This is a genomic window from Streptomyces sp. NPDC027962, from assembly GCF_055566095.1.
Genome location: NZ_JBVHTA010000044.1, coordinates 1 through 23,865 on the forward strand (window position 1 = coordinate 1; position 23,865 = coordinate 23,865).

Here is a 23,865-nt window from a genome sequence, read left to right on the forward strand (position 1 = left end):
CGCCCGTCGAATACGAAGCCAACTACTACACCGAACTCACGAAACCCCAGGTCACAACCACAGTCTGAGATCTCCACCGAACCCGGGGCGGTTCACACCGTCGTCGTCATGAAATCAAGCATCTCACTGGCGACCCAATTGATCGCCAGTCGCGCCGCCACAGGCCGTTCCAAACCGTGGGCCCCCGCCGGAGCTCCCGAACGTCTTGGCTGAAGGAGTCAGCAAACGAGGGCATATGGCCGTCTCAGTTCGGGCCACACGGCTCCCCTTGGCTTGACCATCCGCACGACACCACGAGTTCAACCTCAGTAACAATCCCTACGATTCATTCGAAAACCCGGTCCGATCAGGTGCATCTTGGGACCGAGACTCGCGGGTTCAGACGGATGTTCTCGCAGATCGGATCAGTGGTAACCGAGCGCAGCACCGGCCTGAAACCATGGGCGCGAAGTACAGCCAGCTGACATCAACAACGCCGAACGGGGGCGGGCACCAGCACCCCTGTCCAGCTGTCGCACCCTTCGACGATGACCTGCGGAGCGACCTCCGGTCGAACTCCTAAAGCGGGTGTCGCAGGTTCGAATCCTGCCGGGGGCACCAGTCAAAAGGCCCCGGACCGATCATGGTCCGGGGTCTTTTGACATCACCATCCCACGACTCCCCCGCGCGCAGCTTGGCAGCGGCCTGGCGCATCCGGTGCCGGCGAAGCGTCGCGATGCACATCGCCGGGATCGGTACAGCCCGACGACGGCGGCCCTTGGGGTCGTCGTTGCAGAGGACGCCACGCCGACGCCGAGTCTGCCGGCGGACGCAAAGCACGCGCTTGTCCAGACCGACGTCGACCCGGCGGAGACCGACGATCCCACCCCGCCGGAGGCCCATGGTGAGTGGCTCGCTCCGCTCGCCGCGCGGCGAGACCGATCCTCCGCACATGACCCATACAGATGAACGGATGATCTGGCCGGGCGACGATCCGTGGGGCGCTGGATCTGTGCGGGGGGGGCCAACGGGGCGGGATAACGGGAGTTCGACTCTCAGCGGCGCCGGAAAAGCTAATATCGCCTGAGCCGCGGCGGGGGAGGGCATTGTGGCAGGCGCATCCGATGATCATTCCACTGCCAAGTTATTGGCGCTTATCGGCGGAATCGCATCCGTGCTGTCGATCCTGACCTGGCTGGGCGTGAGCAACGCGACGGAGCTGAAGGATCTGTTGGCCGACTCGCCCCCATCCAGTTCCAGCCCAGCCCCGTCCACGTCTTCGCCGACCGTCGACATCCCCGTCGACATCCCCGATGACCCTGGCATCAGTGAGGGGGACGCTGAGGAGGCCGACCCCGAGCCGTCGACAGCCACTCCGGATCCCACCGAAGAGACGTTCAAAGCCATCTCGGCCGGCGACTGCCTGGCGGTCTACGACACGGGCCGCGGGGGCACCGCCAGCATCGACTGGAGCGTCGATGTTCCGCCGGACCCCGTGTCCTGCGCCGGCGCGCAGGCGCAGGTTCAGGTGACCGCCACCGACACGGCCTGCCCCACCAGCCATGGGAAGTCGTACTGGAGCTACCAGTCCGCCACCACCGGCAACACCACGAAGCTCTGCCTCACCCGCATCTACCACGCCTCCTACTGCATGCTCGGCCAGCAGTCCGGCTACTCGATCTCCCTCGGCATGATGACGGCCGTGGCCTGCCGACGCGAGCCGGTGCCCGCCCCGTACAACCAGATCATGCACATCACAGGCGTCTACCGAGCCCCGGCGGGCGCCGACGCGAACAACTGCCGCCGGGTGGCAGGCGACCGGACGCGCTACTGGGCCTACCTGGTGGACGACGGCGCCACGCTGCTGTGCACCACGATCTACCAGGGCGGCTGACCGACAACTCAGCTTCGGCAACCCGCCTCGAAGATCGCCCTGGAGTGCGGAACCCCCTCGACCGGGTGGCCACGGGCAGGGTCCGGCTGCGCTCGCCGAGTGGCAAGATCTCCGCAAGGACGGCAAACACCGCACAAACGGCATCTGGGGGCAACCATGGGTGTCTTCGACAAGTCCGCGAGCAGCAACGATTGCGGCTCGGGGCGAGCGTGTCCCGACTGTGGGGACACTCGTCGAGCAACTGGCACAGACGCTCAGCGACAAGTACACGTCCCAGATCCTCTTGGACTCCCTTGACGCGTCAAAGGCTTCGCCTGCCGCCGGTCGAGGCACACTTAGGTCCTGACGGGAGCCGTCTCTGTCGGTCGGAGGGAGCCGTGCCAGATCCGTGCCAGATCGAGCGGTCAGCCGCGGTCAACTCGGGTGTGTAGTGGCGCGGTGTGCGTCGCTGGGCTCGGCGGCTTCCCAAGCCTGTTGACCAGCCGAGACTGGTCTACCGCCCGCGCCAGTCTTACAAGGCAGATGTCTCCCCCGACGCACGAACGCCCTCCCGGGCCGTCCTGGGGCCGTGGAAGGGCGCTCATCGATGACCAACGTCGACAGCTACCGGCAGCTCAGCAGCAGTTCAGGACGTTGATCGGTAGGCCGGCCGCAGGTCACGGCCGCCGGTGGTCAGTTGTGGCTGTGCAGCACGTCGTTGAGGCCGCCCCAGACCGCGTTGTTCGGACGGGCCTCGACGGTGCCGGTGACCGAGTTGCGGCGGAAGAGGATGTTGCTCGCGCCGGAGAGCTCGCGGGCCTTGACGATCTGCCCGTCGGGCATCGTGACCCGGGTGCCGGCGGTGACGTACAGACCGGCCTCGACGACGCACTCGTCGCCCAGCGCGATGCCGACGCCCGCCTCCGCGCCGATCAGGCAGCGCTCGCCGATGGCGATGATCACGTTGCCGCCGCCGGACAGGGTGCCCATGGTGGAGGCGCCGCCGCCGATGTCGGAGCCGTTGCCCACGACGACGCCCGCGGAGATGCGGCCCTCGACCATCGAGGTACCCAGCGTGCCGCCGTTGAAGTTGACGAAGCCCTCGTGCATGACGGTGGTGCCCTCGGCGAGGTGCGCGCCGAGGCGGACCCGGTCGGCGTCGGCGATGCGCACGCCCTTGGGGGCGACGTAGTCCGTCATCCGCGGGAACTTGTCGATCGAGGTGACCTGGAGGTGCAGGCCCTCGGCGCGGGCGTTGAGGCGCACCGTCTCGACCTGGTCGACGGCGACGGGCCCGAGGCTGGTCCAGGCGACGTTGGCGAGCAGACCGAAGAGGCCGTCCAGGCTCTGGCCGTGCGGCTTGACGAGCCGGTGGGAGAGCAGGTGCAGACGCAGGTAGGCGTCGTGGGCGTCCAGGGGCTTGTCGTCGAGTGAGGCGATGACGGTGCGGACGGCGACGACCTCGACACCGCGTCGCGCGTCGGGGCCGACGGCGTCCGTGGCGGCGGCGCCGAGGAGCCCGGCGGCCTGCTCGGCGGTCAGCCGCTCGGTGCCGGCGGGGCCGGGCTCGGCGACGAGCGCGGGGGCGGGGAACCAGGTGTCGAGAACGACGCCGTCGTCGGTGATGGTGGCGAGGCCGGCGGCGACGGCGCCGGTGGTGCGGGGTGCGGGCGTGTCGGTCATGACAGAAAACCTAACCGGCGAGGTACCACCCGGGCGAACCGGTCTCAGTCGACGGGCGCTACGGTGTGCGATCGAACTGCAGAAGCACTCGGGGGGATCGATGACCTACGGAAACTTGCCGCCGCACGCAGGTGCGCCGGGACCGCTCGGCCCGCCGCCGGGCCCACCGCCCGGCTGGGGCGGCTGGATGCCGCCGCCGCCCCAGCCGGGGGTCGTACCGCTCGGGCCGCTCGGTCTCGGCGAGATACTCGGCGGGGCCTTCGCGACGATCGGCCGCCACTGGAAGCAGTTGCTCGGTATGGCCTTCGCCGCGTACGGGATGGCGCTCGTGGGCATCGGCGGGGCCATCGGCATCGCGTACGCGGCGGTCTCCGACCGCCTCGACCGAGTGCTGGAGCCGGAGGGCTCGTCCGGCTGGGACGACGTCTGGCCGCTCCTGCTCACCTTCGGAGGGGTGTACCTCTTCGGCCTGCTCGTGCTGCTGATGGCCAACGCGCTGGTCTACGCGTCCTGTCCCGCGGTCCTCCAGGACGCTGTCCTGGGCCGGCCGTCGACGTTCGGCGCCGTGTGGGGCCGCAGCCTGGCGAGGATGTGGTCCGTGCTGGGCAGTGTCCTGCTCACCGCGCTGATCGCGGCGGTGCCGCTGCTGCTGTTCGCGGCGGCAGGCCTGACGCTGTTCCTCTCGCTGATCACGCTGAGCCTGGACGGTACGGTCGGCGACTTCGGCTGGCTGATCCTGGTCGCCGTCCTCGGTGCGCTGGCCACCGGTCCGGCGGCCGTCTGGCTCTGGGTGAAGTTCGCTCTCGCCCCCGCCGCCGCCGTGTTCGAGGGGCAGGGCACCATCGCGGCGATGAGCCGCTCCGCGCAGTTGGTGCGTGGCGACTGGTGGCGGATCTTCGGTATCTCGCTGCTGGCCTACGCGATGGCGGGAGTGGCCGGCTACCTCGTCCAGCTGCCGCTGTCGCTGCTCAACCTCTTCGGCCCGAGCCTGACGGACGACGTGTCCACCAGCGGGGCTGCCCTCACGATCGTCATCACGTCGCTGGCGTTCGGCCTGTTCGCCTCGCTCGTCGGCCAGGCCCTGACGGCCGCGTTCCCTCAGCTGGTGGTGAGCCTGCTCTACGTCGACCGGCGCATCCGCACGGAGAACCTGGCCCCGGCCCTCGCCGAGGCGGCCGGCGTGCCTGCGCAGGCGTCACCGGCCGCTCCCGGGTTCTGAGTCAGAGCCACTCCATGCCGTAGCCGCGGCAGACGGGCCGGAAGCCGGCGGGCCCGTCGGCGAGTGCGTTCATGGTGATCTGCAGGGTCGGGTCGTCGTTGAACAGGCCCATGTGACCGGCTCTGTCGTCGGGGCACTTGTCCTGGAGGACGACGTTCTCGACATCCTTGCCTTCGAGTGCCTGCGTCGCGTACGGCGTGACGACGGTGTCGTACTCGGTCATGATCACGGTGTACCGGGGGCCTTCCGGAACCGTGTCGCCGTCCGCCCACATCTGCGTGGTGTAGTCGCTGGTGTCGGTCTGCTCGATGACGCCCGGGAAGCGCGCCGCGTTCGCCAGGCCGGTGACGAAGCCCATGACCCTCAGTCTGTTGCCGAGGTCGACGATGCCGTTGAGGTCTGTTCCGTGGGAGCTCGGGGCCCAGCCGACGTAGCGGTCGACCTTGGCGGCACCGTCCATCTTCTTCATCCACCACATCGCCACGCTCCCGCCGAGCGAGTGACCGACGACGTCCACCTTCTTCGCGCCGGTGGCCTGCTGGACCTTGGTCACGAAGGCGTCCAGCTGCGCGGCCGAGTCCTTGTTGCTGCCGAGACCGCCCACGCGGCCGAAGGAGAACGGTGTGAACCCGTAGTTCATGGCGTAGACGCAGTAGCCCTCGTTCTTCAGACGCGGCGCCGCCTTCACGAAGTTGGCGCCGATGTTGAAGAACGTGCCCGGCAGCATGACCACCGGGTCGGGGTGCTCGGCGCTCGGCCTGCACGACCAGTCGTTGGCTCCGGCCACCGCGCCCGGTGAGGTCGCGTAGTTCCACAGGGCCTGCCCCACGCCGCCTTCCCGCAGCGGCTCCTGCTCGGCGGCCTGCGCCGGGGCGGCGGCACAGGTGAGCAGGGCCGCGGCCGCGACGGCGGCCGCGGTCGCACCGGTGCGCGTTCTCCGCGCAGACCACTCGTTCGCTGACATGGAGGGCTCCTGGGAGTCGCTCAGCCCGTCCCGGGCCGAAGGGCGGTGGGGGTGGCACAGTGCGTGCACCGAAGAAGACTGGCCGGAATCCGGCGCATCGTGCCCCGGGGGGCGTCCAAAGATCCGGCCGGGGGTTTGTGAGCCGTCACAAGCACCCGGATCTCCTTGACACTGCGTGTGGGCTGCGGCGACCTTTGTTACCGGACAGTAAGGACGGGGGCGTCTATGAGGTCGCATCGTGGTCGGTGACGGGGTGGTCCGTGGCAGGGCGGACGGTGACGGGGGAGTCGGCGGCGGGGCGGACGGTGGCGGGTACGTGCCGCTCTCCTTCGGCGGGGTCCCGGTCCATCAGCGGCTCGCCGGATCGGCGCACGAGCTGGCGTCCTACGTCCTCGCGCGGCTCGTCGACCTGGTGCCGGTCTACGGCACGCTGCCGGCGGAGCAGTTGCGCAGCGAGACCCGCCGGGTCATCGAGCAGGGCATACGCACGTTCACCACCGTCCTGCGCACCGGAGAGCTGCCGGACGAGGCGCAGCTGCAGATACTCCGGCAGTCGGCCGCCAAGCGGGCGGAAGAGGGCGTGCCGGTCGAGGCGGTGATCAGCGCCTACCACGTGGGCGCCCAGGAGTGCCTGGAGAGGATGTCCCTGCATGCGACCCCGGCGGACCTGGCGGCGGTGCAGGCCGTCCATCTGCTGGTCCTGAGGTTCCTGGAGCAGATGACGGCGACCGTCGTCGCCGGTTACTTCGCCGAACGGCAGGCGGTCGTGAGCGACGAGCAGTCGGCCCGGCAGTCGATGCTGGCGGCGCTCCTCAAGGGCGACGACATCCGTGGCACGGCTGCCCGCTGGGGTATCGCGCTCCCGGCCTGCTATCTGGTCCTCGGTCTCTCTGTCGGCGCCCACCCCGACGAGAGCGCCGACGGGATCAATCCTGTGATCGCCGGCAGACGCAAACTGCGCAGGCTACGGGTCGAGTTGGACCGGCATGTGGAGGGCCCGGCGCTGTCCGCCCTGTCCGGCGACGGCGGCACCGCGCTGATCCCCTGCCGGACGCCGGCCGCTCAGCTGTCGGACCGGGACTGGACCTGGCTGTCCGGCGTGGTGTCGCACATGAGCAAGGTCGCCGGCGTCGGCATCGTGGCCGGAGCGGCGGCAGCCGCCCCCGAGGAGGTGGCCGATGCGGCCCGCCTGGCCCAGGAGGTGCGGCGGGTGGCGGTGGCCGCGGGCCGCGGGCCCGGCGTCCACCGGCTCGGTGACGTGCTGCTGGAGTACCAGCTGATGCAGCCCGGCCCCTCCCGCGATGCGCTGGCGGAGCTGATGCGGCCGCTGGCGGACCGCCCCGAACTGCTGGGCACGCTCCGTATGTTCCTGGCGTGCGGTCTGAGCCGGCAGCTCACCGCGGAACGGCTGCGGGTGCACCCGAACACGGTCGACTACCGGTTGCGTCGCGTCGTCGTGGCCACCGGCCTGGACGCCACGTCGGGTGCGGACGTCATGCGGGTGAGGGCTGCGCTGAGCGCCCACGACGCCCTCGCCGTCCGGCCCGACCCGCCGGGCGCTCCTCTCTAGTCCCAGAACGGGCGAGCGCTTCCCCGTCACGACAGTCGATCGCGGTCCGGTACTGAGAAACGGCCATGCCCGCCGGTGTGCTGGGGGTCCCCCCTGCTCGCAGAGCTTGGGGGAGGGCATGGCCGTTCCCGGGAAACGCGGGTCAGACGTTGAAGCCGAGCGCGCGCAACTGCTCACGCCCGTCGTCCGTGATCTTGTCCGGGCCCCACGGCGGCATCCAGACCCAGTTGATCTTCAGCTCGTTGACGATGCCGTCGGTCGCGGCCTTCGCCTGGTCCTCGATCACGTCGGTCAGTGGACAGGCAGCCGATGTCAGCGTCATGTCCAGCGTTGCGACGTTGGAGTCGTCGATGTGGATGCCGTAGATGAGGCCGAGGTTGACGACGTCGATGCCCAGCTCGGGGTCGACGACGTCGTAGAGCGCCTCGCGGACCTCCTCCTCGGACGCCGGCTTCGTCGCTACCGTCTCGTTCTCGCTCATGCGGTCTCCCTCTCCGCGTTGTCGCGGGTTTCACCCATCGCCTGGGCCGTCGCGTCCTTCCACGCCATCCAGCTCAGCAGCGCGCACTTCACTCGGGCGGGGTACTTGGAGACGCCGGCGAACGCGACCGCGTCCTCCAGCACCTCCTCCATCGCCTCGTCCGGCTCGATCTGGCCCTTGGACTGCATCAGCTCCAGGAACGTGCCCTGGATCTTCTGCGCCTCGGCGAGCTCCTTGCCGACCAGCAGTTCGTTCAGCACGGACGCGCTGGCCTGGCTGATGGAACAGCCCTGCCCCTCGTAGGACACGTCCTCGATGCGCGATCCGTCGTACTTCACCCGGAGCGTGATCTCGTCGCCGCACGTCGGATTGACGTGGTGCACCTCGGCGTCCCCGTCCCGCAAGCCCCGGCCGTGCGGGTGCTTGTAATGGTCCAGGATGACGTCCTGGTACATCGAATCCAGCTTCACGCGTCGTCAGCCCCTCATCCGAAGAAGTTACGGACGTGCTCCAGGCCGTCGATCAGAGCATCGACCTCTGCCGGCGTGGAGTACAGATAGAACGACGCCCGCGTGGTCGCAGGAATTCCGTACCGCAGGCAGACCGGGCGCGCGCAGTGGTGACCCACGCGGACCGCGATGCCCAGCTCGTCGAGGACCTGGCCCACGTCGTGCGGGTGGATGTCGCCGAGTGTGAACGAGATCGCCGCACCGCGGTCCTCGGCCGTCGTGGGGCCGATGATCCGCAGGTCGGGGACCTCGATGAGCCGCTTCACCGCGTACTCGGTGAGCACGTGCTCGTGCTGGGCGATCCTGTCCATGCCGATCGAGGAGAGGTAGTCCACGGCCGCGCCGAGGCCGACGGCCTGCGCGATCGGGGGCGTACCCGCCTCGAACTTGTGCGGCGCGGGAGCGTACGTCGACGAGTGCATCGACACGGTCTCGATCATCTCGCCGCCGCCGAGGAACGGCGGCAGGTCCTCGAGCAGTTCCTGCCGGCCCCACAGCACACCGATGCCGGTCGGGCCGCACATCTTGTGGCCGGTGAAGGCCACGAAGTCGGCCTGCAGCGCCTGCACGTCGAGCACCATGTGCGGGGCCGCCTGCGAGGCGTCGATCAGCACCAGCGCGCCGACGTCCTGGGCGCGGCGGACGATCGCCTCGACCGGGTTGACCGTGCCCATGATGTTGGAGACCAGCGTGAAGGAGACGATCTTCGTCTTCTCGGTGATGACCTCTTCGATGTTGGACAGGTCGAGCCGGCCGTCGTCGGTGAGGCCGAACCACTTCAGTTTCGCGCCGGTGCGCTGCGAGAGCAGCTGCCACGGAACGATGTTGGAGTGGTGCTCCATCTCCGTGATGACGACCTCGGTCTCGCGGTCCACCCGGTAGGGCTCGTCGGCCCAGCCGAGCATGTTGGCCACGAGGTTGAGCGCCTCGGAGGCGTTCTTGGTGAAGATCACCTCGTCGCGGCTCGGCGCGTTGATGAAGGCGGCGACCTTGTCGCGGGCGCCCTCGTACAGCGCCGTGGCCTCTTCGGCGAGCACGTGCACACCACGGTGGACGTTAGCGTTGTGCTGCTCGTAGTACTCGCTGAGTACGTCGATCACCTGGCGCGGCGTCTGGGAGGTCGCCGCGTTGTCCAGGTAGACGAGCTTCTTGCCGTCGTGGAGCACCCGGTCGAGGATCGGGAAGTCCTTGCGGAGCGCCTCTGTGTCGAGGAGGCCGGAAAGCCCCTGGTGGGCCACTGTCACGCGGATACGCCACCCTTCGTGTAAGCCTCGTAGCCCTCGGCCTCGAGCTTGTCGGCGAGCTCGGCGCCGCCGGACTCGGCGATACGGCCGTTCGCGAAGACGTGCACGAAGTCGGGCTTGATGTAGCGCAGGATGCGCGTGTAGTGCGTGATCAGCAGCGTGCCGACCTCGCCGCTCTCGCGGACGCGGTTGACGCCCTCGGAGACGATCCGCAGCGCGTCGACGTCGAGGCCGGAGTCGGTCTCGTCGAGGATCGCGATCTTCGGCTTGAGCAGCTCGAGCTGGAGGATCTCGTGGCGCTTCTTCTCACCGCCGGAGAAGCCCTCGTTGACGTTGCGCTCGGCGAAGGCGGGGTCCATGTTGAGGCGCTCCATGGCCTCCTTGACCTCCTTGATCCACAGGCGCAGCTTGGGGGCCTCGCCGCGGATCGCCGTCGCCGACGTGCGGAGGAAGTTGGAGACCGAGACGCCGGGGACCTCGACCGGGTACTGCATGGCGAGGAAGACGCCGGCGCGGGCGCGCTCGTCGACGGTCATCTCCAGGACGTCCTCGCCGTCCAGGGTCACGGCGCCGCCGGTGATCGTGTACTTGGGGTGGCCCGCCAGCGAGTAGGCGAGGGTCGACTTGCCGGAGCCGTTGGGGCCCATGATGGCGTGGGTCTCGCCCTGCTTCACGGTCAGGTCGACGCCCTTGAGGATCTCCTTCGTGGCGTTGTCGGCCTCGACGGAAACGTGCAGGTCGCGGATTTCAAGCGTTGCCATGGGTGACTCAGGACTCCTGGGTGACGGAGACGAGCACATCGTCCCCTTCGATCTTTACGGGGTATACGGGGACGGGGCGCGTCGCGGGAAGGCCGGACGGCTTGCCGGTGCGGAGGTCGAAGCTGGAGCCGTGCAGCCAGCACTCGATGGAGCAGTCCTCCACCTCGCCCTCCGACAGGGAGACGTTCGCGTGCGAGCAGATGTCGTTGATCGCGAACACCTCCCCCTCGGTGCGCACCACGGAAACGGGCGTGCCGTCGATTTCCACCCGCTTGGGGGTGTCGTCCTCCAGCTCGCTCAGCGCGCAGACTTTGACGAAGGCCATCAGGCGGACGCCTCCAGCACCGACGCCTCCAGCTCGGCGTCGATCTTGGCGAGCAGGCGCTCCTCCACGTCCGCCAGGCCGATCTGCTGGACCAGCTCGGCGAAGAAGCCGCGGACGACCAGACGCCGGGCCTCGGCCGCCGGGATGCCGCGGGCCATCAGGTAGAACAGCTGCTCGTCGTCGAAGCGGCCGGTGGCGGAGGCGTGACCGGCGCCGACGATCTCGCCGGTCTCGATCTCGAGGTTCGGCACCGAGTCGACGCGCGCGCCGTCCGTGAGGACGAGGTTGCGGTTCATCTCGTAGGTGTCGGTGCCCTCGGCCGCGGCCCTGATCAGGACGTCGCCGATCCACACCGCGTGGGCGTCGTCGCCCTGGAGCGCGCCCTTGTACACGGCGTTCGACTTGCAGTGCGGGGTGTTGTGGTCGACGAGGAGGCGGTGCTCCTGGTGCTGGCCCTTGTCGGTGAAGTACAGGCCGATGAGCTCGGCCTCACCGCCGGTGCCGGCGTAGGAGACCCGCGGATGGAGCCGTACGACGTCGCCGCCGAAGGTGACCACGACCGACTTGAAGGACGCGTCCCGGCCGACCAGCGCGTTGTGCTGGGCGACGTGGACGGCCTTGTCGTCCCAGTCCTGGACGGAGACGACGGTCAGCTTGGCGCCGTCGCCCAGGACGTAGTCGACGTTGGCGGCGAGCACCGCGTCACCGGTGTGGTCGATGACCACGACGGCCTCGGCGAACGCGCCGAGCTCGACGACCTGGTGGCCGAAGGCGGTGCCGCCCTCGCCGTGCACCACGATACGGATCGGCTCGGCGAGCTGCGTCTCCTTCGGCACGGTCACGACCGTGGCCTGCTCGAAGGAGGAGTACGCCTGGGCGGCGACCCGGTCCACCGGGGTGCCGGCCCTGCCGAGCCGCGCGTCGTCGCGGCCGACGCTCTCGACGGTGACTCCGTCGGGGGCGTCGATCGCGACCTTGAGCGCGGCGCCGGTGGCGACGGCGGTGCCGTCGTGCAGGCCGGCGAGGCGCTCCAGCGGAGTGAAGCGCCACTCCTCCTCGCGGCCGTGCGGGACCGGGAAGTCCGCCACGTCGAAGGACGGGGGCGCACTCATACGGGTGGCGACGGTCGACTCGGCGGCCACCGCGATCGAGCCGGCGGTGGTGGAGCCCACCGGGATGTTCTGAGCCTCAGCCATGGCTGTCGTCTTGCTCTCTTCCTGCGTAACTACGTGAGAAGTCAGTCGCTGCGGTCGGACGGGGACGGGAGGGCGTCAGCCCACCGAGCCCTCCATCTGCAGCTCGATCAGCCGGTTGAGCTCCAGCGCGTACTCCATGGGGAGTTCCTTGGCGATCGGCTCGACGAATCCGCGGACGATCATCGCCATCGCCTCGAACTCGGTCATGCCGCGGCTCATCAGGTAGAAGAGCTGGTCCTCGGAGACCTTGGAGACGGTGGCCTCGTGTCCCATGGAGACGTCGTCCTCGCGGACGTCGACGTACGGGTAGGTGTCCGAGCGGGAGATCGTGTCGACCAGCAGCGCGTCGCACAGCACGTTGGACTTGGCGCCGGGCGCACCCTCGCCGATCTCGATCAGACCGCGGTAGGAGGTACGGCCGCCGCCTCGCGCCACCGACTTGGAGACGATGTTGGACGAGGTGTTCGGGGCCATGTGGACCATCTTGGCGCCGGCGTCCTGGTGCTGGCCCTCGCCCGCGAAGGCGATGGACAGGGTCTCGCCCTTGGCGTGCTCGCCCATCAGGTAGACGGCCGGGTACTTCATGGTCACCTTGGAGCCGATGTTGCCGTCGACCCACTCCATGGTCGCGCCCTCGTACGCCACGGCGCGCTTGGTGACCAGGTTGTAGACGTTGTTCGACCAGTTCTGGATGGTCGTGTAGCGGCAGCGGCCGCCCTTCTTGACGATGATCTCGACCACGGCGCTGTGCAGCGAGTCCGAGGAGTAGATCGGGGCGGTGCAGCCCTCGACGTAGTGGACGTAGGCGTCCTCGTCGACGATGATCAGCGTCCGCTCGAACTGGCCCATGTTCTCCGTGTTGATACGGAAGTAGGCCTGCAGCGGGATGTCGACGTGGACACCCTTGGGAACGTAGATGAACGATCCGCCGGACCACACCGCGGTGTTCAGCGACGCGAACTTGTTGTCGCCGACCGGGATGACCGTGCCGAAGTACTCCTGGAAGAGCTCCGGGTGCTCCTTGAGCGCGGTGTCGGTGTCCAGGAAGATGACGCCCTGCTCCTCCAGGTCCTCGCGGATCTGGTGGTAGACGACCTCGGACTCGTACTGCGCGGCGACACCGGCGACCAGGCGCTGCTTCTCCGCCTCCGGGATACCGAGCTTGTCGTACGTGTTCTTGATGTCCTCGGGCAGGTCCTCCCACGAGGCGGCCTGCGCCTCGGTGGAGCGCACGAAGTACTTGATGTTGTCGAAGTCGATACCCGACAGGTCGGAGCCCCAGCTCGGCATCGGCTTCTTGTCGAAGAGGCGCAGACCCTTCAGCCGCAGCTTCAGCATCCACTCCGGCTCGTTCTTCTTCTCGGAGATGTCGCGGACGACGTCCTCGGAGAGACCGCGCTTGGCAGTGGCGCCTGCCGCGTCGGAGTCGGCCCAGCCGAATTCGTACTTACCCAGACCCTCGAGTTCGGGGTGGGCAGTCTCCGTGGGGAGAGTCATGCGGGGTTCCTCCCGGCCGTGCTTGCAGATGCTGATGGGTTGGTGCTGGTCTGTGTGGTGCCGTTGCGGGCCTCGGTGCCGCCCTGCGGCGCACCGCGCGGAATGAACGTGGTGCAGACGCCGTCGCCGTGGGCGATCGTGGCGAGCCGCTGCACATGCGTCCCGAGGAGCCGCGAGAAGAACTCGGTCTCCGCCTCGCACAGCTGCGGGTACTTCTCGGCCGCGTGGGCGACGGGGCAGTGGTGCTGGCAGAGTTGCTCGCCCACCGGGGCGGTACGAGCCGTAGCAGCGTACCCGTCGGCGCTCAGCGCCTTCGCCAGCGCTTCGGTGCGCTCCTCGGGGGCGGCGGCCTCGACCGCCGCGCGGTACGCCTGCGACTGGGTCTCCATACGGTCCCGGGCGAAGGCGGCGACGGCCGCCTCCCCGGCTGCCCCGCCGCCTGCGGACTTCTCTATCCAGCGCAGGGCGTCCACGGCCAGCTTGTCGTACGACTGGTCGAAGGCATCCCGGCCGCAGTCGGTGAGCGCGAAGGCCTTGGCCGGCCTGCCGCGTGTGCGGGCTCCGTAGACGCGCTGCTCGCGCGGCTCCACGACGTTCTCGGTGACGAGCGAGTCGAGGTGGCGGCGGACGGCTGCCTGGGTGAGCCCGAGGCGGCCGGCGAGATCGGCCACGGTGGACGGACCGTGATCCAGGATCGATCGCGCGACGCGGTTGCGCGTGGAGCGCTCACCGGTCGCGAGTTCCTCCTGGGGAGCCTCGCCGAGGTTTTTCACAACGCCATTGTTGCGTAATTCCTCAGAGACTGACAAGCGCGCTCCGGGTGGGCACCTGGTGCCGTGCATCACTTAGGCAAACCTAAGCTGACCTGCGGAAATGATCACGCGGGCGTTTGCCGGGAGGCGTTTCAGCAGGCCGTCGACCCGTGGCCGGACCGCCCCGGCGGGCTCGCGGGCGGGCCGGATCCGACGCTCGGCAGCGCGAAAAACTTCGCCGACGTCCTGTCCGATGCGCCCCGAAACGTAGATCGAACCGGCCGTAGGCGACCATGAATCCGGGGGACCGGCCCTGCGCTGTTCGGGTGCCTGGCCGAGGCACCCGCCACGGCCAGGAAGCATCGCAGACGGGGCGGGGCCCTGAGCGTCACGGTGCGTATGCGCTGCCGCGCGGCGGGTACGCCGACCTCCGGTCATTCGCTGCGGGCGACCATCCGACCCCGCGGGCGGGCGCCGCGTCGGCACCTTCGGGCTCTTGCCTGCTCCGGGGTCCACAGGTGATTCCGTACGTACGGTGCGTCCGTCGCCACCCTGAGGGCTGCCGCCGGCAAGGCCCGGTGGAGCGGCCGCCCGCCGCGACGACAGCAGCGCACGCCGTGGACCCCGCTCGCACAAGGCGCGATCCGTGCCGCCGCAGCGCCCCGCCCCGGAGTCCGCGGGTGAGAGACGCTGCCGCCCGTACGTACGGTGCGCCCGTCGGCACCCTGAGCGGTCAGCCGCCGCAAGGCCGGTGGAGCCGCTGCCCGCCCCGGTGTCGGCGGTGACGGCAGCGGATGCCCCGGACCCTCCCGCGCCTGGCCCGCCCCACCCCAGGGACCCGCGGGCCGGGGCCCCGCTGGGCCCGCCTAGACTTCCCCGCATGCGAAGCGAGCCCGCCGTCCACATCCGTGGCCTGGTCAAGCGGTACGGATCCAAGACCGCCGTGGACGGCCTGGACCTCGACGTCGCCACGGGCTCCGTGACCGCCGTCCTCGGCCCCAACGGAGCCGGCAAGACCACCACGATCGAGACCTGCGAGGGCTACCGCCGTGCCGACGCCGGCACCGTGCGCGTCCTCGGCCTCGACCCGGTCGCCGACGCCCCGCTCCTGCGGCCCCGCATAGGCGTGATGCTCCAGTCCGGCGGCGTCTACTCCGGCGCCCGGGCCGACGAGATGCTCCGCCACATGGCCACCCTGCACGCCCACCCGCTGGACGTGGACGCCCTGATCGAGCGCCTGGGCCTCGGCAGCTGCGGGCGTACGACCTACCGGCGGCTGTCCGGCGGCCAGCAGCAGCGCCTCGCACTGGCGATGGCCGTCGTCGGCAGGCCCGAACTGGTCTTCCTCGACGAGCCGACCGCGGGCCTCGACCCGCAGGCGCGCCGCGCCACCTGGGACCTCGTGCGCGAACTGCGGACGGACGGCGTCACCTGCGTACTGACCACGCACTTCATGGACGAGGCCGAGGAACTGGCCGACGCCGTCGCGATCGTCGACGCCGGCCGCGTCATCGCCCGTGGCAGCACCGAGGAGCTGTGCCGCGGCGGCGCGGAGAACACCCTGCGCTTCACCGGCCGCCCCGGCCTCGACCTCGGCTCCCTGCTCAAGGCCCTGCCCGACGGCACGGCCGCGGCGGAGCTGACACCGGGCGCGTACCGGATCACCGGCGAGGTGGACCCGCAGTTGCTGGCGACCGTCACCTCCTGGTGCGCCCAGCACGGCGTACTGCCGCACGGCATCTCGGTCGAACGGCACACCCTCGAGGACGTGTTCCTCGAGTTGACGGGCAAGGAGCTGCGCGCATGAGCGCCGGTACGTACACACCGCAGCCGGGCGCCGCACCGCTGACACGCATGATCACGGCGCAGGCCGTCTTCGAGACGAAAATGCTGCTGCGCAACGGCGAGCAGCTGCTGCTCACGGTGATCATCCCGTCCCTGCTGCTCGTGCTGTTCTCCACCGTCGACATCGTCGACACCGGAGACGGCAGGGCCGTCGATTTCCTCACGCCGGGCGTGCTCGCACTCGCCGTGATGTCCACCGCCTTCACCGGCCAGGCCATCGCGACCGGCTTCGAGCGGCGTTACGGCGTGCTGAAGCGGCTCGGGGCCTCGCCGGTCCCCCGCTGGGCCCTGATGGCCGCCAAGACGCTGTCCGTCCTGGTCACCGAGATCCTGCAGGTCGTGCTGCTGACCGTCATCGCGTTCGCGCTGGGCTGGTCGCCGCACGGCAACCCCGTGTACGTCCTGCTGCTGCTCGTCCTCGGCACCGCGGCCTTCTCCGGACTCGGCCTGCTGATGGCCGGAACGCTGAAGGCCGAGGCGACGCTGGCCGCCGCGAACCTCGTCTTCCTGCTGCTGCTCGTCGGCGGCGGCGTGATCGTGCCGCTGGACAAGTTCCCCGAGGGGGTCTCCTCGGTGCTCGGGCTGCTGCCCATCTCGGCGCTCTCCGACGGGCTGCGCGACGTGCTCCAGCACGGTGCGGGCATGCCGTGGGGCAATCTGGGCATCCTCGCCCTCTGGGCGGTGCTCGGGCTGGGCGCGGCCGCCCGGACCTTCCGCTGGGAGTGACACGCGCGCCAGGATGACCCTGTCGAGACCCGCACGGTGGGAGGCCTGGATGGAGCGCACTGCCGCACTGCGACTGGACGCGGAGTGGGCGAAGGTCAGAGCGGGCCGCCCCGCCGCTTCACCACACGAACGCGAACGCATGCTGACCGACCTGATCGCGGCGCTCGCCCCGCACGCCGTGGACGACCACTCCCTCTCCGCCCGGCTGAGCCTGCGCTACGGGGACCTGGCCCGCCACCACTTCGACACCGGCCGGCGCGTCGACGCGCTGGGCGCCGCCGACGAGGCGGTGCGGCACTGCGCGGAACCGGCGAAGCACGATGCCGAACACGCCCGCCGGTACGCGCGGGCGCTGATCAGCCAGGCGGTCTACCTCGCGGAGCCGCTCAGCGACGAACTCGGCCTGCCCCGCTACGCCTTCCACCCGCTCGGCGAACAGCCCTGCGCGGAAGACCTGCTGGCGGGATTGGCCGCCGTGGAGGCCACTCACCGGGCGATCGCCGTCTGGGAGGGGCTCGACCAGTCGGAGCCGTGCAACCGTGAGGGCCTCGCCCAGGCGCACGTCTTCCTCGGCGACCGGCTGGAAGAGCTCGGCAGGCCGGTGGACGCGGCGGAGTGGGCCGTACGGGCGGAACGGGAGTTCCACTCACTGTGGCAGGCGCCGGACCCCGCGGAGCGCAGCCGCGCCGCGATCCTGGAGCACCTGGGCGACCAGCTCGAACGCAGACTGCGCCGCTGTCCCTTCGAGGACGGGCTCACCCAGTTGCGCAAGCGCGAGCTCCTGCCGGAACGCCTCCTGCCGCTCGCGGTCCTGGCGGCACGGATCGACGGCGTGGCACCGGAGGCCATCGCGGAGGGCCTGGCGCTGGACCGCGCCGAGGTGTGCCGGATCCTGCGCGCGCACTCCTGGCGGGCGGTGTGGCGGTTCGACGTGCGGGCGGACGACGGGTCATGGACGCCGATGGCATATCCGTGGCGCGGTACGGACGCTGTCACCGACGTCACCGCGGAGGCGGTGGCCGCCGATCTGACGGACGCCTTCCGCAACTCCCCCGACCTGCCGCCGCCCGCCACACCCTGGCGCTTCGCGCTGTGGTGGGAGGAGGAGGACCACCTCGACGGGTCGCGCTTCCGTGCGACGTACGAGCCCTCCGCCGACCCCTCGTGAAAGCATGCACAAACACCCGCCTACGATGGGTGCCGTGCAGACCCCCCTCGCCCATATCGCCCAGCGCTGGACACCGTCGCCCAAAATCCTGCGGCGCGCCGCGCTTTCCGCCGTCCTGATGACCGTCGTCATCATCATCACCGGCGGTGCCGTACGGCTGACCGGCTCCGGTCTCGGCTGCGACACCTGGCCCAAGTGCACGGACGACAGCCTCTTCGCCACACCCGAGCAGGGCCTCCACGGCGCGATCGAGTTCGGCAACCGGATGCTGACGTACGTCCTTTCCGCCGCGGTCGGCTGGGCGATCATCGCGGCACGCTCCGCGAAGCCGCGTCGGCGCGGGCTGAGCCGGCTCGCCTGGGCGCAGTTCTGGATCGTCCTCGGCAACGCCGTCATCGGCGGCATCACCGTGTGGGCGGGCCTCAACCCCTGGTCGGTGGCAGGGCACTTCCTGCTCGCCAACGCACTGCTCACGGTGGCGACGATCACATGGGTGCGCGCCGGCGAGGGCGACGCCGTGCCCCGCCCGCGGGTTCCCCGGCCGGTCCGCAAGCTCTCCTGGGCGATCGTCGTGGTCTCCGCGGCGCTGATCACCCTGGGCACCACGGTGACCGGTTCCGGCAAGCACGCGGGCGACAGCAGCGATGTGCCGCGCATGCCGTGGGACTGGTCCGCGGCCGCACATGTCCACGCGATCGCCGCGTGGGTGGTGTGCGCGCTTGCCGTCGCGATGTGGCTCGTACTGCGTGTGGTGGACGCCCCGGACGACATCCGGGCGCGCGCTCGGGACCTGCTGCTGGTGCTGCTGCTCCAGGGTGCGCTCGGCTATGTGCAGTACTTCACGGGCGTGCCCGAGATCCTGGTCGGAGCGCACATGTTCGGCTCGTCGCTGATGTGGATCGCGGTGCTGAGGCTGGCGCTGAGCCTGCGGGAGCGTCAGTCCACGCCCGGTCCCGTGGCCCGGTCCGAGCACGCGGACGCGCTGACCTCGGCCTGACGCGGCGTCCCACGCCCGGCCCCCTCGGAGCGCCGGTCACCCCCCGCTCCCCAGCCCGTACACCCGCCCCGCGTTCCCCGACGCGAGCATCGTGGCCACCCGCTCCGCGTCCGCCCGCGCCCACGCGCCCTCCGCCACCCACCCGCCCAGCACCTGGCTGAGCGCGTGGCGGAAGGTACGGGCGCCGACCACATGGAGTTCCGGCAGGCCGCGCGCGCCCGTCGAGAACAGCAGCTTGCCGAACGGGGCGAGTTCGAGGGTCTCCGCGAGAACCGCCGCCGCCCGCGCCCCCGTCTGCGCGAGGGCCGGGCCGAGGTCCGCGTAGACGTGCGGGTGGGTGCTCGCGAGGTGGGCGGCGCCGCGGTGGTGCGGGTAGCCGTGCAGCAGGACCAGGTCCGTGCCCAGGCCTGCCGTCGTCGCCGCGAAATCCGCGAGAAGCATCGGGTCGCGGACGCCGACGTGCAGTTGGAGCGGGAGGCCCGTGGCGACGGCGGTCCACAGCAGGTGCCGCAGCAGCACGGGGTCGGTCGGCGGGTCGCCCACGTGGCGTTCGCCGAGCCAGCGTCCGGCCGCCCCGCGCACCTCCCCCGGCCCCGGCGGTTCCGGTCGGCCGCAGACGTGCCGGCCCGCGCCGACCGTGGTGAAGGCGACGGCGGAGCCCGCCGCCCCGTGCACGGCCTCCGCCAGGTTGGCCAGGAACGACTCCACCGTCCCTGACGTGTCCGCGACCTGCTCCGCCAGCAGCTCGAGGCGTACGATCTCGCGCGCCTCCGCCTCGCCCACCGCGGCGATCTCGGCCGGTCCGGCGAGGTCCCCCGGCAGGCCGGTGTCCACGAGATAGGTGGCGATGCCGGTTCCCCGCAGAAGCCGTCTGCCCGCCTCGACCACTCCGAGCTCGCGGCGGCGGGCCAGGTAGTGGGCGGGCGGGCAGTGGGGTTCGAGGCCCAGAAGCGGCGGGCACCAGCGCCGTACCGCGAACCCGGTCTGGGTGTCGAAGAAGGTGGTGCCGGAGGCCGGCGGCGCTCCGGCCGCGGGCCCCAGGTACGTCTCGAAGGTGCCGAGGCCCACTTCCGCGCGGAGCACCCCGTGGCAGTACTGGTCGACCAGGCGCACCGAGGTCGCGGCGTCGATCATCGGGAGCTCCCTGTCTAGGACCGTGCTTCCACAGTCCTAACGGGTGAGCCCCGTGCGAGGTGTTGGTCAGCCGTTGGACGGGCCGCCGACCTGGATGCCTGCCATCCGGGTCCACTCGTACGGTCCGGTGCGGACCTTCGCCGCGAAGTCGCCGTCGAAGGACTCGTGCAGGGTGATCCCGGACTTCTCCGCGGCGCTGACGGCGATGGCGTGGCTCGGTGCCACGAGGTCGCCCCAGCCGCCGTCGTCGCCGACGAGCACGATGCGGGTGCCCGTCTGGCCGATGTACGCGAGCTGTCCCTCGGCGCCGCCGTGCGCCTTGGAGAACGCCTGGATCTGCTTGGCGAGCTTCGCCGCCTTGCGCGCGGCGCGGGCGTCGTGCGCGGAACCGGACGTGCGCTCTTCAACGTTGGTTTCTGCCATGCCCGCATGCTACTCGCGGGTAGATCGTTCGGCGACGGCCGGACGGAGTGGCCTCGGCCACCCCCGGCGAGCTGCCGTGCCCGTCAGCGCAGGAAGGGGTCCACGGCGACGGCCACGAAGAGCAGCGACACATAGGTGATGGACCAGTGGAACAGCCGCATCTCCTTGAGCTTGGCGCCCGCCGCACCCGCCTTGGCCCGGCTCTGCAGCGCGTGCGCCTCCCAAAGCCACCAGCCGCCGGTGACCAGCGCGACCGCGGTGTAGAACCAGCCGGTGTAGCCGAGCGGCGTCAGCAGCAGCGAGACGGCGACCATGACCCAGCTGTAGACGACGATCTGCCGGGCCACGACCTTGTTGCCCGCGACGACCGGGAGCATCGGCACGCCGACGCGCTCGTAGTCGTCCTTCACCTTCATCGACAGCGGCCAGTAGTGCGGCGGCGTCCAGAAGAAGATGACGAGGAAGAGGATGACGGCGGCCCACGACACCGAGCCGGTGACGGAGGACCAGCCGATGAGGACCGGCATGCAGCCGGCGATGCCGCCCCAGACGATGTTCTGCGCGGTGCGGCGCTTGAGGATCATCGTGTAGACGACGACGTAGAACAGCAGGGCACCGAGCGACAGCGCAGCCGACAGCCAGTTGACGAGCAGCCCGAACCAGAGGGTGGAGATCACGGCGAGCGACAGGCCGAAGACGAGTCCCTCGCGCGGCGAGACCATGCCCGTGACGAGCGGACGCTGCGAGGTGCGGTCCATCAGGGCGTCGATGTCGCGGTCGATGTACATGTTCAGCGCGTTGGCGCCGCCGGCGGAGAGATAACCGCCGAGGCATGTCGCGAGCACCAGCCACAGATCCGGAACACCCTGCTCGGCCAGGAACATCACCGGGACGGTGGTGATCAGCAGCAGCTCGATGATCCGCGGCTTGGTCAGCGCCACGAATGCCTTGACGCGGGCTCCGAACGGCCGATGGCCCCCCGGGCCGGTAGCCAAGACGACCCCTGCGGGTCGGGACTCGACGGCCGTCACGCACACCCCTGACAGAGAAATCCCAGCAAGCCTCGCCGGGCGCCTCCCGTGCCCAAAGGGCTCATGGTGGAAAAAACCCGCGTAAAGACTTGCGCGTACCACGCCACTCTAGACGTTGCCCGTACCCCGATCTTCGCCGGGGTCGGGTCGTGTTGAGCACCCGCGCGACACCGGCCGTACTCATGTGGGACATCGTCCCCGACAGGCGGGGAACACCCGGCACCCGCACTCTGGAACAGTGTCCAATGGGAAAGACGCGCGGCCGAAAAGTGGCGCGTTGCTGCGAGGGTAGGCTCGACAGCGCCCGGTACACCCCTCGTCACCGGGATTCGACATGTGGAGAGGAGCCCTGACTCAGGGTGAGCACCAAGCCGACCACCACAGACCTCGAGTGGACCGCGTTGGACCAGCGGGCAGTCGACACCGTCCGCGTCCTGGCCATGGATTCCGTACAGAAGGTCGGCAACGGCCATCCGGGTACGGCCATGAGCCTGGCCCCCGCCGCGTATGTGCTCTTCCAGAAGCTGATGCGGCACGACCCCGCGGACGCCGACTGGACGGGCCGTGACCGGTTCGTCCTGTCCGCCGGACACTCGTCGCTGACGCTCTACATCCAGCTCTACCTGGCCGGGTACGGCCTTGAGCTGGACGACTTGAAGGCGTTCCGCACCTGGGGCTCGAAGACTCCGGGCCATCCCGAGTACGGCCACACCACGGGCGTCGAGACGACCACCGGGCCGCTCGGCCAGGGTGTCGCCAACGCCGTGGGCATGGCGATGGCGGCCCGTTACGAGCGTGGCCTGTTCGACCCGGACGCGGAGCCCGGCACGTCGCCCTTCGACCACACCGTCTGGTGCATCGCCGGTGACGGCTGCCTCCAGGAGGGCATCTCGGCCGAGGCGTCGTCGCTGGCCGGACACCAGAAGCTGGGCAACCTGGTCCTGCTGTGGGACGACAACCACATCTCGATCGAGGGCGACACGGAGACGGCCGTCTCCGAGGACACCCTCCAGCGGTACGAGGCGTACGGCTGGCACGTCCAGCGCGTGGCGCAGCTGGAGAACGGCGACCTCGACCCGGTCGGTCTGTACAACGCCCTGAAGGCCGCGCAGGCCGAGACCGAGCGCCCGTCGTTCATCGCGGCCCGCTCGATCATCGCCTGGCCCGCCCCGCACGCGCAGAACACCGAGGCCGCCCACGGCTCGGCGCTCGGCGACGAGGAGGTCGCGGCCACCAAGCGCGTCCTCGCCTTCGACGTGGAGAAGTCCTTCGAGGTCTCCGACGAGGTCCTCGGGCACACCCGTGGCGCCCTGGACCGGGGCCGTGAGGCCCGTGGCGAGTGGGAGAAGACGTTCGCCGCCTGGCGTACGGCCAACCCGGAGCGTGCCGCCGAGTTCGACCGGATCCGCGCGGGCGAGCTGCCCGAGGGCTGGGAGGACGCGCTGCCGGAGTTCGAGACCGGCAAGGGTGTCGCCACCCGCGCCGCCTCGGGCAAGGTCCTGCAGGCGCTGGGCGCGGTCGTGCCCGAGCTGTGGGGCGGCTCCGCCGACCTTGCCGGCTCGAACAACACGACGATCGACAAGACGTCGTCCTTCCTGCCGGTGGGCAACCCGCTGCCGGAGGCCGACCCGTACGGCCGTACGATCCACTTCGGCATCCGCGAGCATGCCATGGCCGCGGTCATGAACGGCATCGCGCTGCACGGCAACACCCGCATCTACGGCGGCACCTTCCTGGTGTTCTCCGACTACATGCGCAACGCCGTCCGCCTCTCCGCGCTGATGCACCTGCCGGTCACCTACGTGTGGACGCACGACTCGATCGGCCTCGGCGAGGACGGCCCCACTCACCAGCCGGTCGAGCACCTGGCCTCGCTGCGCGCGATCCCGGGCCTCAACATCGTGCGCCCCGCCGACGCCAACGAGACCGCCATCGCCTGGCGCGAGATCCTCAAGCGGTACACCAAGGAGTTCGGCAAGGGAGCCCCGCACGGCCTGGCGCTGACCCGCCAGGGTGTGCCGACGTACGAGTGGAACGAGGACGCGGCCAAGGGCGGTTACGTCCTGTTCGACGCCGAAGGCGGCGACGCGCAGGTCGTGCTGATCGGCACCGGCTCCGAGGTGCAGCTGGCCGTCGCGGCCCGCGAGCAGCTCCAGGCCGCCGGCGTGCCGACCCGGGTGGTGTCGATGCCGTCCGTGGAGTGGTTCGAGGAGCAGGACCAGGGGTACCGGGACTTGGTGCTTCCCCCGTCACTCAAGGCGCGGGTCGCGGTCGAGGCGGGTATCGGCCTGACCTGGCACCGCTACGTCGGCGACGCCGGGCGCATCGTCTCGCTGGAGCACTTCGGCGCTTCGGCGGACGGCAAGGTCCTCTTCCGCGAGTTCGGCTTCACCGCCGAGGCCGTCGCCGCCGCCGCGCGGGCCGTGCTGGATTCGACGACTCAGATCCACGCCGACGCGCGCTGACGCCGTTACACGACAAGTAGGAG

Annotated in this window: 21 protein-coding genes and 1 pseudogene; 8 read left to right on the forward strand and 14 right to left on the reverse strand. The window is 70.1% G+C overall.

Annotated elements, in window-relative coordinates; genetic code table 11:
- Nucleotides 1-651: 651 nt before the first annotated feature.
- Nucleotides 652-888 (reverse strand): annotated as a pseudogene (locus ACZ4SA_RS30360) (site-specific integrase); the annotation flags it as partial.
- 265 nt (nt 889-1,153) lie between these two features.
- Between ACZ4SA_RS30360 and ACZ4SA_RS30365 the strand changes: the two are divergent.
- Nucleotides 1,154-1,873, forward strand: a complete 720-nt coding sequence (locus tag ACZ4SA_RS30365) for an LppU/SCO3897 family protein (protein ID WP_468280880.1) — start codon at nt 1,154-1,156, stop codon at nt 1,871-1,873.
- Between the two features lie 672 nt (nt 1,874-2,545).
- On the opposite strand, the gene dapD is transcribed toward ACZ4SA_RS30365, so the two are convergent.
- Complete coding sequence (gene dapD / locus ACZ4SA_RS30370; protein WP_468280882.1) at nt 2,546-3,535, reverse strand: 2,3,4,5-tetrahydropyridine-2,6-dicarboxylate N-succinyltransferase; 990 nt, start codon at nt 3,533-3,535, stop codon at nt 2,546-2,548.
- Between the two features lie 100 nt (nt 3,536-3,635).
- Between dapD and ACZ4SA_RS30375 the strand changes: the two genes are divergently transcribed.
- Entirely contained in the window at nt 3,636-4,754 is a 1,119-nt protein-coding gene (locus ACZ4SA_RS30375; RefSeq protein ID WP_468280884.1) for a DUF7847 domain-containing protein, read from the forward strand.
- A 1-nt stretch (nt 4,755) separates the two neighbouring features.
- Here the strand turns inward: ACZ4SA_RS30375 and ACZ4SA_RS30380 are convergent, their stop codons facing one another.
- A complete protein-coding gene (locus ACZ4SA_RS30380; protein ID WP_468280886.1) occupies nt 4,756-5,718 on the reverse strand; it encodes an alpha/beta hydrolase in 963 nt (320 codons plus the stop codon).
- Between the two features lie 238 nt (nt 5,719-5,956).
- On the opposite strand from ACZ4SA_RS30380, the gene ACZ4SA_RS30385 reads away from it, so the two are divergent.
- On the forward strand, nt 5,957-7,288 hold the full coding sequence (locus ACZ4SA_RS30385) for a PucR family transcriptional regulator (protein ID WP_468280888.1): 1,332 nt from the start codon (nt 5,957-5,959) through the stop codon (nt 7,286-7,288).
- A 142-nt stretch (nt 7,289-7,430) separates the two neighbouring features.
- On the opposite strand, the gene ACZ4SA_RS30390 is transcribed toward ACZ4SA_RS30385, so the two are convergent.
- The 8 genes from ACZ4SA_RS30390 to ACZ4SA_RS30425 form a co-directional block, all read right to left on the reverse strand.
- Nucleotides 7,431-7,769 (reverse strand): metal-sulfur cluster assembly factor, encoded by a 339-nt coding sequence (locus tag ACZ4SA_RS30390; RefSeq protein ID WP_100106553.1) that lies wholly within the window; start codon nt 7,767-7,769, stop codon nt 7,431-7,433.
- On the reverse strand, nt 7,766-8,239 hold the full coding sequence (sufU, locus tag ACZ4SA_RS30395) for a Fe-S cluster assembly sulfur transfer protein SufU (protein WP_468280890.1): 474 nt from the start codon (nt 8,237-8,239) through the stop codon (nt 7,766-7,768). The genes ACZ4SA_RS30390 and sufU overlap by 4 nt, the downstream gene beginning before the upstream one ends.
- 14 nt (nt 8,240-8,253) lie before the next feature.
- On the reverse strand, nt 8,254-9,522 hold the full coding sequence (locus ACZ4SA_RS30400; RefSeq protein ID WP_468280892.1) for a cysteine desulfurase: 1,269 nt from the start codon (nt 9,520-9,522) through the stop codon (nt 8,254-8,256).
- Nucleotides 9,519-10,283: a Fe-S cluster assembly ATPase SufC gene (gene sufC, locus ACZ4SA_RS30405; RefSeq protein ID WP_468280894.1), complete on the reverse strand. Its 765-nt coding sequence runs from the start codon at nt 10,281-10,283 to the stop codon at nt 9,519-9,521. The genes ACZ4SA_RS30400 and sufC overlap by 4 nt, the downstream gene beginning before the upstream one ends.
- 7 nt (nt 10,284-10,290) lie before the next feature.
- A complete protein-coding gene (locus ACZ4SA_RS30410) occupies nt 10,291-10,608 on the reverse strand; it encodes a bifunctional 3-phenylpropionate/cinnamic acid dioxygenase ferredoxin subunit (protein WP_468280896.1) in 318 nt (105 codons plus the stop codon).
- Nucleotides 10,608-11,804: a Fe-S cluster assembly protein SufD gene (gene sufD / locus ACZ4SA_RS30415; protein ID WP_468280899.1), complete on the reverse strand. Its 1,197-nt coding sequence runs from the start codon at nt 11,802-11,804 to the stop codon at nt 10,608-10,610. Before sufD ends, ACZ4SA_RS30410 begins: the two co-directional genes overlap by 1 nt.
- A 75-nt stretch (nt 11,805-11,879) precedes the next feature.
- Complete coding sequence (sufB, locus tag ACZ4SA_RS30420; protein ID WP_468280901.1) at nt 11,880-13,301, reverse strand: Fe-S cluster assembly protein SufB; 1,422 nt, start codon at nt 13,299-13,301, stop codon at nt 11,880-11,882.
- Nucleotides 13,298-14,074 carry a helix-turn-helix transcriptional regulator gene (locus ACZ4SA_RS30425; RefSeq protein ID WP_468280903.1) on the reverse strand — a complete coding sequence of 259 codons (777 nt, stop codon included), beginning with the start codon at nt 14,072-14,074 and terminating at the stop codon, nt 13,298-13,300. The genes sufB and ACZ4SA_RS30425 overlap by 4 nt, the downstream gene beginning before the upstream one ends.
- An 859-nt stretch (nt 14,075-14,933) precedes the next feature.
- On the opposite strand from ACZ4SA_RS30425, the gene ACZ4SA_RS30430 reads away from it, so the two are divergent.
- The 4 genes from ACZ4SA_RS30430 to ACZ4SA_RS30445 are packed head-to-tail and all read left to right on the forward strand — an operon-like array spanning nt 14,934 to nt 18,789.
- Nucleotides 14,934-15,860, forward strand: a complete 927-nt coding sequence (locus tag ACZ4SA_RS30430; RefSeq protein WP_468280904.1) for an ABC transporter ATP-binding protein — start codon at nt 14,934-14,936, stop codon at nt 15,858-15,860.
- Complete coding sequence (locus ACZ4SA_RS30435) at nt 15,857-16,624, forward strand: ABC transporter permease (protein WP_468280905.1); 768 nt, start codon at nt 15,857-15,859, stop codon at nt 16,622-16,624. The genes ACZ4SA_RS30430 and ACZ4SA_RS30435 overlap by 4 nt, the downstream gene beginning before the upstream one ends.
- Before the next feature lie 49 nt (nt 16,625-16,673).
- Complete coding sequence (locus ACZ4SA_RS30440) at nt 16,674-17,792, forward strand: hypothetical protein (protein WP_468280907.1); 1,119 nt, start codon at nt 16,674-16,676, stop codon at nt 17,790-17,792.
- A gap of 4 nt (nt 17,793-17,796) precedes the next feature.
- A complete protein-coding gene (locus ACZ4SA_RS30445; RefSeq protein ID WP_468280909.1) occupies nt 17,797-18,789 on the forward strand; it encodes a COX15/CtaA family protein in 993 nt (330 codons plus the stop codon).
- A 36-nt stretch (nt 18,790-18,825) separates the two neighbouring features.
- Here ACZ4SA_RS30445 and ACZ4SA_RS30450 read toward each other — a convergent pair whose 3' ends face one another.
- The 3 genes from ACZ4SA_RS30450 to ACZ4SA_RS30460 form a co-directional block, all read right to left on the reverse strand.
- Nucleotides 18,826-19,923, reverse strand: a complete 1,098-nt coding sequence (locus ACZ4SA_RS30450) for an amidohydrolase family protein (protein WP_468280910.1) — start codon at nt 19,921-19,923, stop codon at nt 18,826-18,828.
- A 66-nt stretch (nt 19,924-19,989) separates the two neighbouring features.
- A complete protein-coding gene (locus tag ACZ4SA_RS30455) occupies nt 19,990-20,346 on the reverse strand; it encodes a hypothetical protein (protein WP_468280911.1) in 357 nt (118 codons plus the stop codon).
- Between the two features lie 83 nt (nt 20,347-20,429).
- Nucleotides 20,430-21,383 carry a heme o synthase gene (locus ACZ4SA_RS30460; protein ID WP_468280913.1) on the reverse strand — a complete coding sequence of 318 codons (954 nt, stop codon included), beginning with the start codon at nt 21,381-21,383 and terminating at the stop codon, nt 20,430-20,432.
- Between the two features lie 353 nt (nt 21,384-21,736).
- Between ACZ4SA_RS30460 and tkt the strand changes: the two genes are divergently transcribed.
- Entirely contained in the window at nt 21,737-23,842 is a 2,106-nt protein-coding gene (tkt, locus tag ACZ4SA_RS30465) for a transketolase (RefSeq protein ID WP_468280915.1), read from the forward strand.
- Nucleotides 23,843-23,865: the final 23 nt, after the last annotated feature.